Source organism: Streptomyces sp. NPDC002588 (assembly GCF_040295925.1).
In the GTDB taxonomy this organism is placed as follows: Bacteria; Actinomycetota; Actinomycetes; order Streptomycetales; family Streptomycetaceae; genus Streptomyces.
In genome coordinates this window covers 110,588-125,178 of sequence record NZ_JBEOWF010000001.1, presented here as the reverse complement: position 1 = coordinate 125,178, position 14,591 = coordinate 110,588, and the positions used below count along the sequence as shown (strand labels likewise).

At 71.5% G+C, this 14,591-nt stretch carries 13 protein-coding genes; 7 read left to right on the top strand and 6 right to left on the bottom strand.

Going from position 1 to position 14,591, the window contains the following annotated elements; translation table 11 throughout:
- Window positions 1-1,275 carry an MFS transporter gene (locus tag ABT057_RS00545; RefSeq protein WP_352339947.1) on the top strand — a complete coding sequence of 425 codons (1,275 nt, stop codon included), beginning with the start codon at window positions 1-3 and terminating at the stop codon, window positions 1,273-1,275.
- Window positions 1,276-1,285: 10 nt separating this feature from the next.
- A complete protein-coding gene (locus ABT057_RS00540) occupies window positions 1,286-2,308 on the top strand; it encodes a TolB family protein (protein WP_352339945.1) in 1,023 nt (340 codons plus the stop codon).
- 30 nt (window positions 2,309-2,338) lie between these two features.
- Here the strand turns inward: ABT057_RS00540 and ABT057_RS00535 are convergent, their stop codons facing one another.
- Window positions 2,339-3,151 carry a SigB/SigF/SigG family RNA polymerase sigma factor gene (locus ABT057_RS00535; RefSeq protein WP_352339943.1) on the bottom strand — a complete coding sequence of 271 codons (813 nt, stop codon included), beginning with the start codon at window positions 3,149-3,151 and terminating at the stop codon, window positions 2,339-2,341.
- A gap of 459 nt (window positions 3,152-3,610) precedes the next feature.
- Window positions 3,611-4,474 (bottom strand): isocitrate lyase/PEP mutase family protein, encoded by an 864-nt coding sequence (locus tag ABT057_RS00530; protein WP_352339941.1) that lies wholly within the window; start codon window positions 4,472-4,474, stop codon window positions 3,611-3,613.
- A gap of 179 nt (window positions 4,475-4,653) precedes the next feature.
- Here ABT057_RS00530 and ABT057_RS00525 point away from each other — a divergent pair, with 179 nt between their 5' ends.
- From ABT057_RS00525 to ABT057_RS00510, 4 genes are all read left to right on the top strand, one after another.
- Window positions 4,654-5,400: a cobalt-precorrin-6A reductase gene (locus tag ABT057_RS00525; protein ID WP_352339939.1), complete on the top strand. Its 747-nt coding sequence runs from the start codon at window positions 4,654-4,656 to the stop codon at window positions 5,398-5,400.
- A 111-nt stretch (window positions 5,401-5,511) separates the two neighbouring features.
- Entirely contained in the window at window positions 5,512-6,627 is a 1,116-nt protein-coding gene (gene nicT, locus ABT057_RS00520) for a Nickel transporter NicT (RefSeq protein ID WP_352339937.1), read from the top strand.
- Window positions 6,628-6,828: 201 nt separating this feature from the next.
- Window positions 6,829-7,167 carry a hypothetical protein gene (locus tag ABT057_RS00515; protein WP_352339935.1) on the top strand — a complete coding sequence of 113 codons (339 nt, stop codon included), beginning with the start codon at window positions 6,829-6,831 and terminating at the stop codon, window positions 7,165-7,167.
- 166 nt (window positions 7,168-7,333) lie between these two features.
- The gene (locus ABT057_RS00510; RefSeq protein ID WP_502973759.1) at window positions 7,334-8,683 is read left to right on the top strand and encodes an FAD-binding oxidoreductase; all 1,350 of its coding nucleotides are present in this window, start codon (window positions 7,334-7,336) and stop codon (window positions 8,681-8,683) included.
- 133 nt (window positions 8,684-8,816) lie between these two features.
- Here ABT057_RS00510 and ABT057_RS00505 read toward each other — a convergent pair whose 3' ends face one another.
- The 3 genes from ABT057_RS00505 to ABT057_RS00495 all read right to left on the bottom strand — a co-directional run bounded on the left by ABT057_RS00505 (window position 8,817) and on the right by ABT057_RS00495 (window position 12,568).
- Window positions 8,817-10,163 carry a DUF3500 domain-containing protein gene (locus tag ABT057_RS00505; RefSeq protein WP_352339933.1) on the bottom strand — a complete coding sequence of 449 codons (1,347 nt, stop codon included), beginning with the start codon at window positions 10,161-10,163 and terminating at the stop codon, window positions 8,817-8,819.
- Window positions 10,164-10,358: 195 nt separating this feature from the next.
- Window positions 10,359-11,846: a sensor histidine kinase gene (locus ABT057_RS00500; RefSeq protein WP_502973739.1), complete on the bottom strand. Its 1,488-nt coding sequence runs from the start codon at window positions 11,844-11,846 to the stop codon at window positions 10,359-10,361.
- Window positions 11,843-12,568: a response regulator transcription factor gene (locus tag ABT057_RS00495; RefSeq protein WP_352339931.1), complete on the bottom strand. Its 726-nt coding sequence runs from the start codon at window positions 12,566-12,568 to the stop codon at window positions 11,843-11,845. Before ABT057_RS00495 ends, ABT057_RS00500 begins: the two co-directional genes overlap by 4 nt.
- 113 nt (window positions 12,569-12,681) lie before the next feature.
- Here ABT057_RS00495 and ABT057_RS00490 point away from each other — a divergent pair, with 113 nt between their 5' ends.
- Window positions 12,682-13,227: a GNAT family N-acetyltransferase gene (locus ABT057_RS00490; RefSeq protein WP_352339929.1), complete on the top strand. Its 546-nt coding sequence runs from the start codon at window positions 12,682-12,684 to the stop codon at window positions 13,225-13,227.
- 116 nt (window positions 13,228-13,343) lie between these two features.
- Here ABT057_RS00490 and ABT057_RS00485 read toward each other — a convergent pair whose 3' ends face one another.
- Complete coding sequence (locus ABT057_RS00485) at window positions 13,344-14,504, bottom strand: ROK family transcriptional regulator (RefSeq protein ID WP_352339927.1); 1,161 nt, start codon at window positions 14,502-14,504, stop codon at window positions 13,344-13,346.
- Window positions 14,505-14,591: the final 87 nt, after the last annotated feature.

Here is a 14,591-nt window from a genome sequence, read left to right as displayed (position 1 = left end):
GTGTATCTCGCGGACTCCCGCAGCACCAAGGCCGCCGTCGTCCCGGACTCCCGTCCGGGGCGGTGGCCGGCCGCCGTGCCCGGCACCGTGCTGGCCCTGGGCGCGGTCAGCCTGATCACGGACGTCTCCTCGGAGATGGTCACCGCCGTCCTGCCGTTGTACGTGGTCGCGGGTCTCGGCCTGTCGCCGCTCGGGTTCGGGCTGCTCGACGGCATCAACAACGGCGTCGGGGCGCTGGTGCGGCTGGCCGGCGGACACCTCGCCGACCGGGGAGGCCGCCGGCACAAGGTCGTCGCGGGTCTCGGCTACGGCCTGTCGGCGCTGTGCAAGCCGCTGCTGCTCCTCGCGCACACCCTGCCGGTGATCAGTGCCGTGCTCGCCGTCGACCGCACCGGCAAAGGGCTGCGTACGGCTCCACGCGACGCGATGATCTCGCTCGCCACCGAACCCGGGCGCAGGGGGCGGGCGTTCGGGGTGCACCGCGCCATGGACACCACCGGCGCGCTGCTCGGCCCGCTCGTCGCCTTCGCCGTGCTGCGGGCCACCGTCGACGGCTACGACGCGGTCTTCGCGGTCAGCGGATGTGTCGCCCTACTCGGGGTCCTGGTGCTGGTGCTCTTCGTGCCCGGCCGCATCACCCCCGCCGGGGCCGTACCGCCGCCCGCGACGCAGCGGCCGACGCTGCGGGACGCCCTCGGGCTGTTGCGCCGCCCGTACCTGCGCAGGCTCACCCTTTGCGCGGCCCTGCTCGGCCTGACCACCGTCAGCGACTCCTTCCTGTACCTGCTGCTCCAGCGCGAAGAGGCGCTGCCCGCCCACCTGTTCCCGCTGCTGCCGCTGGGCACCGCCGCCGTCTTCCTGGTCCTTGCCGTCCCGCTCGGCGCGCTCGCCGACCGCATCAGCCGCCGACGGCTCTTCCTGGCCGGCCACGGCGTCCTGCTGCTCGGCTACTGCCTGGTGCTGAGCCCGTCGCACGGCGTCCCGGCCGTGATCGCCGTCCTCGTGCTGCACGGCACCTTCTACGCCGCCACCGACGGGGTCCTCGCGGCCGCCACCGCGGGGGCCGTCCCGGCGCGCCACCAGGGGGCCGGGCAGGCGCTGGTCGGCACCGGGCAGGCGCTGGCACGGTTCGCCTGCTCGCTCGCCTTCGGCGCGGCCTGGAACCTGTGGGGTGCCCACACCGCGCTCGCCGTCACCGCCGTCGCGCTGGCCGTCAGCGCCGTCGTCGCCTCGTTCGTCCTCCGTCCCGCCGACGAGGTGGCGCATGACCAGTGAGGTGTCCCGCATGACCAGAACCACCCGCCTCGTGCTCCTGCTGGCCGCCGTGCTGCTGCTGGGGACCGTCGGAACCGGTGCGGTGCTGCACGCAGCCCACCGGGCGGGCCTGCGGGACCGGCAGCAGGCCGACGGGCCGACCGTGCGGACCGGTACCGTCTCGCTCCGGCCGACCGGCGGCCGGCGCCTGCTGGTGCGCAACCTCGCCTGGGGCCCGCACCGCGACGAGATCGCCACCGTCCCCTCCGACCACCCGCAGGGCCCGCGCACCGCCTCCGGCGTCAAGTGTCTGCGCTTCCACGCGGCGGCCGGCACCGGCATCTGCCTGCAAGCCGTGCACGGCGCACTGGAGGACACCTACCGCGCGGTCGTCCTCGACTCGCACCTGCGCGAACTGCACCGCTTCCCGGCGGCGGGCATCCCCACCCGGGCCCGGGTCTCGCCCTCCGGGCACCTGGTGGCCTGGACGGTGTTCGTCAGCGGAGACTCCTACGCCGGTACCGACTTCTCCACCCGCACCGCCATCGTCGACACCCGCACCTGGGCGATCGACGACAACCTGGAGACCTTCCACGTCGTCAAGGACGGCCGCCCCTACCACGCGGCGGACACCAACATCTGGGGCGTCACCTTCGCCGACGACACCCGCTTCTACGCCACGCTGGCGACAGGCGGCCGTACCTACCTCGTCCGGGGCGACGTCACCGCACGCACCCTCACCACCCTGCACCGCAACGTCGAATGCCCCTCCCTCTCACCCGACGGCACCCGGCTCGCCTACAAGAAGCGCGTCAAAGGCGCCTCGCCCGACGCGCCTTGGCGTCTGTACGTCCTCGACCTGCGCACCATGAAGGAGACGGCGACCGCCGAGCGGCGCAACATCGACGACCAGGCCCTGTGGGCCGACGACTCCACCCTGGTCTACGCGCTCCCCGGCGACTACGGATCGGACCTGTGGACCGTCCCCGCCGACGGCACCGGTACGGCCCGCAGACTGATGACCTCCGCCGTCGCCCCCGCCTACCTGGGGTGACACCGCTGTCCCCGTCAGGAGTGCGGGGCCTCATGTGCCGAGGAGACCGGTGCGGAGCTTGCCGAGGGTGCGGGTGAGGAGGCGGGATATGTGCATCTGTGAAAGATTCAGTTCGCGGCCGATGTCCGCCTGGGTCATCTCCTGGCCGAAGCGCATCTCGAGGATGGTCCGTTCCCGCTCGTCGAGCCGCTGCAGCATCGGGCCGAGCGCGTGCAGGTCCTCGACGAGCTCCAGGGCCGGGTCGGCGTCGCCCAGGGTGTCCGTGTACCGGGGGCCGTCGTCGCCGGAACCGTCGTCGCCGCCCGGGTTGTCGATGGAGCCGGCGGTGTAGCCGTTCGCGGCCACGAGGCCCTCGATGACCTCTTCCTCGGTGAGGTCCAGATGCGCCGCGAGTTCCTTCACCGTCGGCGGACGGTTCAGCGTGGTGGCGAGGGTCTCCCGGCTCCTGGCGAGGACGACCCGCAGTTCCTGCAGGCGCCTCGGTACGTGCACCGCCCAGGTGGTGTCGCGGAAGAACCGCTTGATCTCGCCGACGATGTAGGGGATCGCGAACGAGGTGAACTCGACCTCGCGGGACAGGTCGAACCGGTCGATGGCCTTGATCAGCCCGATCGTGCCGACCTGGATGACGTCCTCCATCTCGCCGCTGCCCCGGTTGCGGAACCGGCGGGCCGCGAAGACCACGAGGGACAGGTTCATCTCGATCAGCGTGTTGCGGGCGTACTGGTACTCGGGTGTGCCCTCCTCCAGGACCTTCAGCCGGTCCAGGAACAGCCTGGACAACCTGCGCGCGTCCGTGGGCGCGACCTTGTTCCCGTCCTCGATCCACGGCAGAGCGGTCACACAGCCCCCGGACGCATCGGCTGCATGCGTCGCTTCCGTCGCTTCCTCTGCTTCCGGGGTGAGGGCAGTTGCTTCGCGGGCGTTCACGGAGGACGTCACGGTGCCGCCTTGGCTGGAGTGCAGGACGAGCGTCTCCTGCCCGCTCCGCCCGAAGACATGTCCGCCCGTTCGAATCCGCGTACGGAAGAACGCCGGTGGGGAACCGCGGGCAGGTGTGAGTGGGACGCGGCGGGACCTCCGCGCGGACCGACGGCCGGCCGCCGTGTCCGTACGAGCGGTGCCGGACCAGCGGACGTCCATGTCCGGTGCTCCGGCACAGTCCTCGTGTGATCCTCGTCCGGACCTCGGCTCAGTCCTTCTCGCGTGAGTCCGCCCCGCCGACGAGCGCCTCCGTCATGTCGACGGCGCTGCCGTCGTGGTCGCTGTCCACCGTCCTGCGCAGCAGCGGAGGACGGTGCCTCACACGCCCACCCGCTCGGGATCGGCGCGCAGGCGCGCGATGTTGCGTTCAAGCAGCGCGGTCGCCGCGCGCACCCCCACCCCGGCGTCCGCGTCGACCTCGGGCAGGCGGCCGTCGGCCTGTTTGAGGTCGGTCAGTGCGGAGTCCATCGCCCGGTGCGCCGCGAACAGGCACGGGGTGCTGTAGATCGCCACGTCGACGCCGAGGCCGGTCAGTTCGCTCAGCGACAGCCGGGGGGACTTGCCGCCGGCGATCTGGTTGAACAGCAGCGGCTTGTCGCCGACGACGGAGCGGATGCGGCGGATCCACTCGACGCTGCGTACGCCGTCGACGAGGACCACGTCCGCGTCGGTGGCGGCCAGCGTCCCGGCGCGGTGCAGGATGTCCTCCTCGTCGGTGGCGTCGGTGCGGGCCACGACGACCAGGTCGCGCCGGGTACGCAGCACCATGTCCAGCTTGGCGAGGTACTCCTCCAGCGGCAGCACCTGCTTGCCGTCGGCATGGCCGCAGCGGCGCGGCCGTTTCTGGTCCTCCAGGATGACGCCCGAGGCCCCGATCCGCTCCAGGCCCTCGACCACATGGCAGGCGACCTCCGGGTCGACGTAGCCGTCGTCGATGTCCACCAGCAGGTGGTGCCGTGGGAACGCGCCCCGCAGCCGCTGGGCGAACGCCACCATGTCCGGCCAGGCGATGAAACCGATGTCCGGCAGCCCGTAGTGAGAGGCCGCGAAGCCGAAACCGGAGACGAACATCCCGTCGTAGTGCTCGGCGGCGATCGAGGCCGAGTACATGTCGAACACGCCGATCAGCGGGGTCGTCCCGGGACGGGCGATCTGCTCCCGCAGCTTGTTGCCGTAACTCAACGTCCGACTCCTCCAATAAAGTTGAGGGTTGAACACACTGTGCGAGGGAAAGCCGCGATGACACGACAGTCCTTTGCCAAGGCAAAAGACTTTCAAGGTGGAGCTGTGACTTTGTCGGCAGGCCTGTTTTACTCACCCCGATGGCGCAACCGGTTCACCACGAACGGACCCCGACTCCCATGCGCGTACTGATCCTCGGCGGCACCGCGGAGGCCCGCCGGCTCGCCGAACTGCTGCACGGCACGCCCGGCCTGGAGCTGACCAGTTCGCTCGCCGGGCGAGTGGCCGCTCCCCGGCTGCCCCCGGGCGAGGTCCGGATCGGCGGCTTCGGCGGGGCCGACGGGCTGACGGCGTGGCTGCGCGAGCACCGGGTCGACGCGCTCGTCGACGCCACCCATCCCTTCGCGGGGACGATCGGCTTCCACGCGGCGCGGGCCGCCGCCGCCACGGATGTGCCCCTGCTCGCCCTGCGCCGCCCCGGCTGGTCCCCGGTCGAGGGCGACCGCTGGCACGAGGCGGGCTCGCCGGCGGAGGCGGCCGCGCTGCTCCCCGGTCTCGGCCGGCGTGTGTTCCTCACCACGGGGCGGACGAGCCTGGCCGCCTTCGCGGATCTGCCGGACGACCTGTGGTTCCTCGTCCGGTCCGTCGACGCGCCGGAGCCCCCGCACCCGTCCCGCATGGAAGTGCTCCTCGACCGCGGCCCGTTCACGCTGGGCGGGGAACGTGAACTGCTGCGCCGCCACCGCGTCGACGTCGTCGTGACGAAGGACAGCGGGGGAGCGGCCACCGCGCCGAAGCTGACGGCCGCCCGGGAGGCCGGGCTGCCCGTGGTCGTGGTCCGCCGGCCCCCGGTGCCCGAGGGTGTCCCCGTCGTGGCCGGCCCGGAGCAGGCGGCGGGCTGGGTCCGCGAACGCCTGGCTGACTGAAATCTTGCACGGACTTTGCCGCCTCATTCTTTTACTTGCAATCAATGTGCAGAAACATGGGGTGTGCGGCTGAAGACGGCCGTCCGTCGACAGGTAAGGCCCGCCCCCCACATGACCACGGCTCCTCGGCAGCGCATCCGTACCTCGATGACCCGCAAGGAGTGGGCGAACCTCGGTGGTATGGCCGCCTTCATCCTGGCGTTGCACGTCATCGGCTGGTTCACGCTCGTGGTGATCGTCGCCCCCGAGCACTACAGCCTCGGCACGAAGACCTTCGGCATCGGCATCGGCGTCACCGCCTACACGCTGGGCATGCGGCACGCGTTCGACGCCGACCACATCGCCGCCATCGACAACACCACGCGCAAGCTGATGCAGGAGGGGCAGCGGCCGCTGTCGGTCGGATTCTGGTTCTCCCTGGGCCACTCGTCCGTCGTCTTCGGCCTCTCCCTCCTGCTGTCCCTGGGCGTGAAGGCGCTGGCAGGACCGGTCGCGAACGACGACTCGACGCTGCACGGCGTCACCGGCTGGATCGGCACGACCGTGTCCGGGACGTTCCTCTACCTCATCGCGATCATCAACATCGTGATCATGGCCGGTATCTGGAAGGTCTTCCGCGCCATGCGGTCCGGCCACTTCGACGAGGACGCCCTCGAGGAACAGCTGAACAAGCGCGGCTTCATGAACCGGATCCTCGGACGCCTGACGAGGTCGGTGACCCGGCCCTGGCAGATGTACCCCCTGGGCCTGCTCTTCGGCCTCGGCTTCGACACCGCGACCGAGGTCGCGCTCCTCGTCCTGGCCGGCTCGGGCGCCGCCTCCGGCCTGCCCTGGTACGCGATCCTGTGCCTTCCCGTCCTGTTCGCGGCCGGCATGTCCCTGCTGGACACGATCGACGGTTCGTTCATGAACTTCGCCTACGGCTGGGCGTTCTCCAAGCCGGTCCGCAAGGTCTACTACAACCTCACCGTCACGGGTCTGTCCGTCGCCGTCGCCCTGATCATCGGCACGGTAGAGCTGCTGGGCCTGATCGCCGAGAAGGCCGGTCTGCACGGCCCGTTCTGGGACCGGGTCTCCGGCCTCGACCTCAACATCGTCGGATACGTCATCGTCGGCCTGTTCTTCGCCACCTGGGCGTTGGCCCTCGTGGTGTGGAAGGTCGGCCGGATCGAGGAGAAGTGGACGGCGGGCCTGGCCGGGCGGCCCGCCACCGGCGAGCAGAGCTGACACCCGCGTTGCACCGCCCAGATCCGGTTGATCCGCTCGCCCGCGAAGTCGAAGGCGGGCACCGACACCGTGACGCCGTCGAGCCGGGCGACCAGGCCGGGCCGGCCGTCGACCGCCCGCTGAAGGAGCGTCACGTCGGGCACCGAGCGAGCCCGGTCGGCGAAGAAGTGACGGCGGCGGGCTCGTGCCGGCCTCGGCACCGTGCACATGATCCTCGGCGGCGGTGGCGTCTCGGGCACCACGAACCAGAAGTTCTTCACCGACGGCACCGCCAAGGTGATCACCTCGGTGTCGGCGACCGCGGGAGCCAATGGCAAGCGCACCTCCACCTGCACCAAGGAGGAGGCGGTCTGGACGGGTGTCCGGGACATCGAACACCCCTATGGCTTCGCCTCCTTCACCGTCGGCCCCGGCCGGCACGCCGGGGACACCACCCGCATGCACGTGACCTACTACAACGTGAACAAGCCGAACGGCGACCTGTCGGTGTTCGAGACGTTCACCCTCCACCGCCGGCGCTCCGACGGCCGCACCGGGTAGCGCGCGACGCTCGCCCCCAAGGGAAGCAGGACCGGATCGGGCCGCTCCCACCGGCCGGTCCGGGTTCTGTCCGTTGCGGGGCGATGGCCGTCGGCTCGGCTAGCGTTCTTTCCAGTTGCCGCTGGGAGGACCTGTGAACACGGAGAAGACCGACGTGCTGGGCGACATCGCCGCGCACGTGCCCGGCCATCGGATCCTGCGTGATCCCGAGGTCGTCTCGGGGCTCAGTCACGACGAGGCCGAGTGGGCCCCGGTCGGCGCGCCGCTCGCCGTCGTCCGGGCGGAGTCGAGCGACGAGGTGCGGGAGGTCGTCCGGGCCTGCCACCGGCACGGAGTGCCCGTCGTCGCGCGGGGCGCCGGCACCGGTCTGTCCGGCGGGGCCAACGCGGTCGACGGCTGTGTGGTGGTCGCGCTGGACCGGATGGACCGGATCGTGGAGATCGATCCGCTCGAGCGGCTCGCCGTCGTCCAGCCGGGCGTGGTCAACGACCATCTCCGCGCGGCGGCGTCCGAACACGGCCTGTGGTATCCGCCGGACCCGGCGAGTTCGCCGTGGTCGACGATCGGCGGCAACGTCGCCACCAACGCGGGCGGCCTGTGCTGTGTGAAGTACGGAGTCACGCGTGACTACGTCCTCGCCGTGGAGATGGTGACCGGGACCGGTGAGCTCGTCCGGCTCGGCAGGCGGACGGCCAAGGGCGTCGCCGGCTACGACCTGGTCGGCCTGGTGGTGGGCTCGGAAGGCACTCTGGGCGTCGTCACGGAGGTCACCGTCCGGCTGCGTCCCCTGCCGCCGCCCGCGGTCACGGTCGCCGGGTACTTCTCCTCGATCGTCGACGCCGGCCGGGCGGTGCGCCTCACCGCGGCGGCGGGGCTCACTCCGGCCGCGCTCGAACTCGTGGACCGGCACTGTCTGCGGGCCGTGGACGCCTGGAAGAACATGGGCCTGTCCGTCGACGCCGACGTGATTCTGCTGGCCCGGCTCGACGAGCCCGGCGCGGCCGGGCAGACCGCGGCCGAGCGGACGCTCCGCTGCTTCGAGGAGGCCGGCGCCACCTGGGCCGCCTGCTCCACCGACGAGACCGAGGCGGAGGCGCTGTTCGCCGCGCGACGGCTCGCCTACCCGGCGCTCGAACGGCTGGGCCCGGTCCTGACCGAGGACGTCTGCGTGCCGAAGGGGCAGGTGCCGAGGATGCTGCAACGCATCGAGCGGACCGCCGAACGGCACCGCATCACCATCGCCAACATCGCCCACGCCGGCGACGGCAACCTCCACCCGCTGATCATCACCGAACCCGGCGACGAGGCCGCGCGGGTGCGGGCCCAGGCCGCGTTCGACGACATCATCGCCGACGCCCTCGCACTCGGCGGCACGGTCACCGGCGAGCACGGCGTCGGCCTCCTCAAGCGGCCCGGTCTCCTGGCCGAGCTTCCCCCCGCCGTGCTCGCCCTGCACCGCGCCGTCAAGGACGCACTCGACCCCGCGGGCATCCTCAACCCCGGCAAGATCTTCTGACGCCGGCGTGGAGGCGGCCGAGCCCGAGCGGATCGCCCCCCCTCCACCGGGAGCCGTCCGCGGCCGAGACGGGGACCGGGCCGGAATGACGGGGTCCCGGCCCGGTGGTCATGCGGTGGTCAGGCGGCCCTGGTCACTTGTGGTGCGGCGACGTGAGGTAGTGCTGGCGCAGGAGTTCCTTGCCGTAGTCGTTGCCGTTGGGGGTGCGGATGATGGAGTGGACGTGCTTCTGGGTGGCGCCGCTGCCCTGCGTGGCGCCGTAGGCACCGGCGAGCGGTCCCGGGGCCTGGCAGTCGACCTCGATCCATACGACGGGGCTGTGGACGCGGACGTAGAAGGCGTCGTCGTCGCCGGTCCCGCCGGCCCAGGTGACGTAGGTGTCGGCGAGGTGCTTGCGGACCTCGGCGAGCCTCACCTTCGCCACGTCGGCCTTGGCGCGGCCGGTGAAGGCCTGGACGATGCCGAGGAGCTTGGTCTTCTGGGCGCCGGTCAGGGCGTTGCCGCAGAGCCCGGTGTACTCCTGGACGGTGTTGTCGGAGAACGCGCCCGCTTTCATCGACTCGTTGGACTTGGTCGTCGACTCGACGGCGACGGCCTGCTGGGCCTCGGTGAGGGAGTTGATGAACGCCAGGCTCGCGACGACCTCCTCGTGGCAGACGGTCACGGTCTCGCCGTCGATCTCCATCGAGGTCGGTTCCGAACCCCAGAAGCAGGGGCTCATGACGACCTGGTCGCCGAGGACGAAGTAGTTGATGACGAGGTGGTGGCCGTCGAACTGGAAGCCCCAGGGCTCCGTCTCGGACGGGGTGCCCATCAAGGTCCAGTAGTAGGCGTCCTCGTTGAAGGAGGTGGTGTTGTCGATCGCCTCGCCGGCCGCCTGGTTGATGCGGCGGATCTTCTCCGTGGTCTCCAGGCCGTCGGCGCTGAGCGCGGACTTCAACAGGGCCGTGCCCAGGTTCTTCTGATCGTCGCTCAGATCGGCGAGGGAGACGCCCTGGCGTGCGTAGGAGTCGATGTTGCTCCACAGCCGCCACTCGGTGGAGTGGATCGTGAACTGCGTCGAGGACTTCTGGGTGTCGGTGAGGCCCTCCAGGAAGGCGTTCGCGGCGGCGATCACGGGGGCGGTGGCCACGCCCGTGGAGTGGATGGTGAACAGGTCGTCCACGCGCTTGCCGTCGGTGGTGAGACCGAAGAAGTCCTCGGTTATCGACTGGTTCCCGGGACCGCCGGTGCCGCCGCCCGGCCCACCGCTGGGAGCCCCGCTGGGGGCACCGCTCGGGGTGGCGGACGCGTCGGCGGAGGGGGTGGCGTCGTCGGCCATCGCGGCCCAGGCCCCGGCGCCTCCCATGGTCGCCACGGCCGTGGCCCCGCTGGCGAAGAAGACCTTGCGCATGAAGTTGCGGCGGCTCGCGTGAGCACGGCCGGCGGACTCGGACTGCGGTTCCCGGGCCGTCGGCTCACCGGTGTCGAGCTCGGTCATCGTCGCTGGGTTCCCTTCGTCATGGGCACATCCGGGGTGGACGGCCGCCTGGTGATCACTCTGGACGAGCGAACTTAGCCAGGCCTTAGGGGAGGGCGGCACGGCCGTCGAAAGACGTGCGAGGGTGCCGGGTGCGGGCAGCCTGAGCTGCGGTTCTGTGAGAGCGCTTAGAGTCTGGGAGAGGGTGACGCCGCGTCATCCGCCGGTCGGGAGCGTCACCGAGAACTCGGTGCGCCCGGGCTCGCTCTCGACGTCGATACGGCCGCCGTGCGCCTCGGTGATCGCCGCGGCGATGGCCAGGCCCAGGCCCGAACCGCCCGCCTTGCCCGCCGTGCGGGAGCGGGAGACGTCGGCCCGGGTGAAGCGCTCGAAGATGGCGGGGAGAAGGCCGGGCGGGATGCCGGGACCGTCGTCCCGTACGCGGATCACGCACCCTGGTACGGAGTCCGCCGCTTCCGTGGTCTCCAGCGTCTCCAGCGTCTCCACGACGACCGTGATCTTCGTGCCCGCGGGTGTGTGCACACGGGCGTTGGCCAAGAGGTTCGCCACCACCTGATGGAGCCGGGACGCGTCGGCGATGATCGACACCGGCCCGTCGAGGCGCAGCGCGAGCTGCCAGTCGTGCCCGGCGCCCGCGGCCTGCGCGTCCCAGACCGCCTCGGCGACCAGCGTCGCGAGATTCACCTCGGTCAGTTCCAGCGGCCGTCCCTCGTCGAGGCGGGCGAGCAGCAGCAGGTCCTCGACGAGATCGGTCATCCGGGCCGACTGGGCGCAGACGCGGTGCCAGGCCAGCTCCGGATCGATCGTCCGGTGGTCGCCCCTCATGTATTCGGCGTAGCCCGCGATGGAGGCGAGCGGCGTGCGCAGTTCATGGCTGGCGTCGGCGAGGAAACGCCGCATGCGCTGCTCGGTCCGGCGGCGTTCGGCGAGGGACGATTCGACGTGCTCGATGAGCCGGTTGAGCACCGCGCCGACCTGGCCGGCCTCGGTACCGGGGTCGGTGTCCCGCGCGTCGACACGGGTGAGCGGGGCGACCTCGCCACGGTCCAGGGGTACCCGGGCGACCTCGGCGGCGGTGGCCGCGACCCGGCCGAGGGGGCGCAGCTGGCGCCGTATGACCACCGCGGAGGCGCAGGCCGCGGCGGCGAGGCCCGCGCAGGCGATCACCGCTTCGACGGCGACCAGCCGGTCGATCACCCGCTGGACGTGCCCCATGGGCAGTCCGGCCAGCACCGGGACGCCGTCGCCGCCGATGGCGGTCACCCGGTACGTGCCCAGGCCGGGGACGGTACGGGTGTGCAGCTCCCCGTTCGCGGTGATGCCCTTCAGGGCGGCACGCTGGTCCGCGGTCAGCACCTGCTGGTGGCCGTCCTCGGTCACCACCTCGGCGGCGACGACCTTCCCGGCGGCGAACCGGGCCGCCAGCGTGCCGGTCGGCTGGCCGCGCTCGTTGAGGAAGCCCAGATCCGTCGCACCGCCCGCCCGACGCTGCAGCCCGCCCTGGCTGCGCTCCGCCGCGTCGGTGACCCGCTGGTCCAGATCGCCCAGCAGATAGACGCGTTGGACGAACACCGTGGTCAGCGCCATCGCCGTACACACCACGACCAGGGTCACGGAGACGAAGAGCACCAGTCGGACACGGAGCGAGCGCCAGCCCAGAGCGGGGCCCGGTCGGCCCGTCACGCCCCGGTGTCCGCGGCTCTGATCGCGTACCCCACCCCGCGCACCGTACGGATCATCGGAGCCCGCCCCTTGTCGATCTTCGCGCGCAGCCCGTGGATGTACACCTCGACCAGGTTGCCCTCACCGTCGAAGGAGGCGTTCCACACGTGGTCGAGGATCTGCGCCTTGCTGAGCACCTGGTGCGGATGGTCCATCAGGAACTGCAGGAGGTCGAACTCCTTGGTGGTCAGCGTGACGGGTGTCCCGCCGCGCTGCACCTCGCGGGTGTTCTCGGCCAGGACGAGGTCGCCCAGCACCCGTACGCCGCCCCGGTCGGAGGTGTCGGCGGGGCCCGATCGGCGCAGCAGACCGCGCAGCCGCAGCATCACCTCCTCCAGGGAGAAGGGCTTCGTCACATAGTCGTCCGCACCGGCCGACAGACCGTCGAGCCGGTGTTCGAGCGCGTCGCGGGCCGTGAGCATCAGCACGGGCAGCCGGGCGTTCTCGCTCCGCAGCCGGCGCAGGACCTGCACCCCGTCGACATCGGGCAGCATCCCGTCCAGGACGACGAGGTCCGGAGCGCAGTCCCGCGCCAGGCGCAACGCGCTGCGCCCGTCCTCCGCCGCGAGGGAATGCCACCCCGCCTCGGTCACGGCCGCGGAGAGCAACTCGGTGAGCTCGGGCTCGTCGTCGACTATCAGCACGCGAATCGTGCCGTCACGGGTACCGGAGGCGCCAGACATGCACCGATCCTCTCTCGAAGAGCCATGAGAACCCGGTGCGTGAGCTGAGTGTGCGCCGTGCGAGACCGGAAACCCGGGTGCGGGCCGGTCGCCGGGCACGGGACGATGCGCCGATGGGACAACCGCTTGACGTACCTGACCTCGCCGCCGGGGGATACACGCTCCGGCCGTGGCGCCTGTCGGATCTCGACCTTGTCCGTGAGGCGTCGGAAGACGCCTACATCCCGTTGATCACGACAGTGCCTTCGTCCTGGTCCGAGGCGGAGGGTGTCGCATTCGTCGAGCGGCAGTGGGCTCGTGCGACCACGAGGGCGGGCTATACGTTCGTCATCGTGAGCCCCGGCGGCCGGCCCGTCGGGCAGGTGGGGCTGTGGCTGCGGAACCTGCGACAGGGCCGGGCGTCGCTGGGCTACTGGGTCGTCGAGTCGGCGCGTGGCCGGGGCGCGGCCGTGGCCTCCGTCCGGGCCGTGGTCGACTGGGCCCTGCGTGAGCTGCGGATCCCCCGGCTCGAGCTGTGGGTGGAGCCGTGGAACACGGCCTCCGTGCGGACCGCCGAGCGTGCGGGTTTTCAGCTGGAGGGGCTGCTGCGGGGTTGGCAGCAGGTGGGCGACGAGCGCCGGGACATGTTCATGTACGCGCTGCTGAACGGCGAGCTGTGACGGTTGCGGCGGCATCCGTGGCCTGAGCCGTCAGGGCCGCGTGGAGGGCCGGGCGGTACAGGCCCGTCGGATGGTCGCCTGCCGCCGAGCGGCCGCCCGCCTGGCCGCCTCCCGGCTCACGCGCTCGCCGACCCCAGCACCAGCACCTGGATCGCCAGCACCGCCGCACCCCGGGCCCAGTCGTGGAAGTCGGAGACCTTCGTCTCCAGGTCGACCGGCGCGGCCAGCGGGTGCCGGTTGCGGCGGATGGTGTCCCGGACCGTCTCCCCGGCCACGTCCATCAGACCGACCCCTTCCCCTGCGAGCAGGATCTTCTGCGGCATGGCGAAGTTGGCGATCTGGGCCACGAGCGTGCCGAGGGCGCGTGCGGCCTCGTCGATCACCCGGGCCGGCATGGGGTCACCGGCCACGGCGAGCCGGAGGATCTCCTCGTAGCTCGTCTCGCGGCCGGTCGCGGCGTGGATCTGGTAGCGGATGCTGGAGATGGTCAGCAGGGAGACCGCGCTGCCGCGCCGGCCCTCGGGGGTGAGCGGGCCCTGGGGGTCGAGGATCCAGTGCCGGCCGAAGCCGCGGTCCTCCTCGGGGGCGGGCACCCGCCTGCCCCCGAGGACGAGCCCGTAGCCGATGCCCGCGCCGATGGTGAGCACCACGAAGCGGTCGAGGCCCCGTCCGGCGCCGAACCACGTCTCGGCCTCGACCAGGGCGGCGACGTCGTTCTCGACGACCACCGGCAGCCCGGTGCGCTCCTCGACGAGTTGGGCCAGCGGCACGTCCTGCCACTGCAGGAAGGGCGACTCGCCGACCACGGCGCGGCCCCGCACCAGGCCGCCCACCCCTATGCCGATTCCGGCGAGACGCGGATGGACGCGGGCCAGTTCGGCGGTCATCTCTGCCAGCAGATCGGCGACCTCGGCGGGGTCGTGCGTGGCGAGGGGACGGTCGTGGCGGGCGACGATGTCACTCCTGAGCGTGGTGACGACGCCGTAGACCATGTCCTCGGTGATCTTGAAGCCGAGGAAGGAGCGGGAGTCGGCGACGACGTCCAGCGGCTGGGAGGGGCGGCCCTGGCGTGCCTCCGCGGAGGTCCCCGCCTCGGGGACCTCCACCAGCAGGGCCGATTCGATCAGCGGCTTGGTCAGCCGGGTGAGGCTGCCGGCCGACAGGCCGAGGCGCCGGGCGAGTTCCGTGCGCGACAGCGGCCCGTGGACGAGCACCTCGATCGCCACGGAGCGTTCGCCCGGGCTCAGGGGAAGCCAGCTGGCGGCACCTGCGGTCATGACGGTCGCTCCCCTGATTTTTTCCTGGTTTTTTTCGACACGGAAACAACAAGGCCACTCTAGATCGCCGCGCGGCGGCCGGGAAAG

Bases quoted from the DNA above. Each gene is read 5' to 3' on its own strand.
- ABT057_RS00495 (WP_352339931.1), bottom strand. From the start codon at position 12,568: ATGTCTGGCGCCTCCGGTACCCGTGACGGCACGATTCGCGTGCTGATA.
- ABT057_RS00490 (WP_352339929.1), top strand. From the start codon at position 12,682: ATGGGACAACCGCTTGACGTACCTGACCTCGCCGCCGGGGGATACACG.
- nicT (WP_352339937.1), top strand. From the start codon at position 5,512: ATGACCACGGCTCCTCGGCAGCGCATCCGTACCTCGATGACCCGCAAG.
- ABT057_RS00505 (WP_352339933.1), bottom strand. From the start codon at position 10,163: ATGACCGAGCTCGACACCGGTGAGCCGACGGCCCGGGAACCGCAGTCC.
- ABT057_RS00525 (WP_352339939.1), top strand. From the start codon at position 4,654: ATGCGCGTACTGATCCTCGGCGGCACCGCGGAGGCCCGCCGGCTCGCC.
- ABT057_RS00485 (WP_352339927.1), bottom strand. From the start codon at position 14,504: ATGACCGCAGGTGCCGCCAGCTGGCTTCCCCTGAGCCCGGGCGAACGC.
- ABT057_RS00540 (WP_352339945.1), top strand. From the start codon at position 1,286: ATGACCAGAACCACCCGCCTCGTGCTCCTGCTGGCCGCCGTGCTGCTG.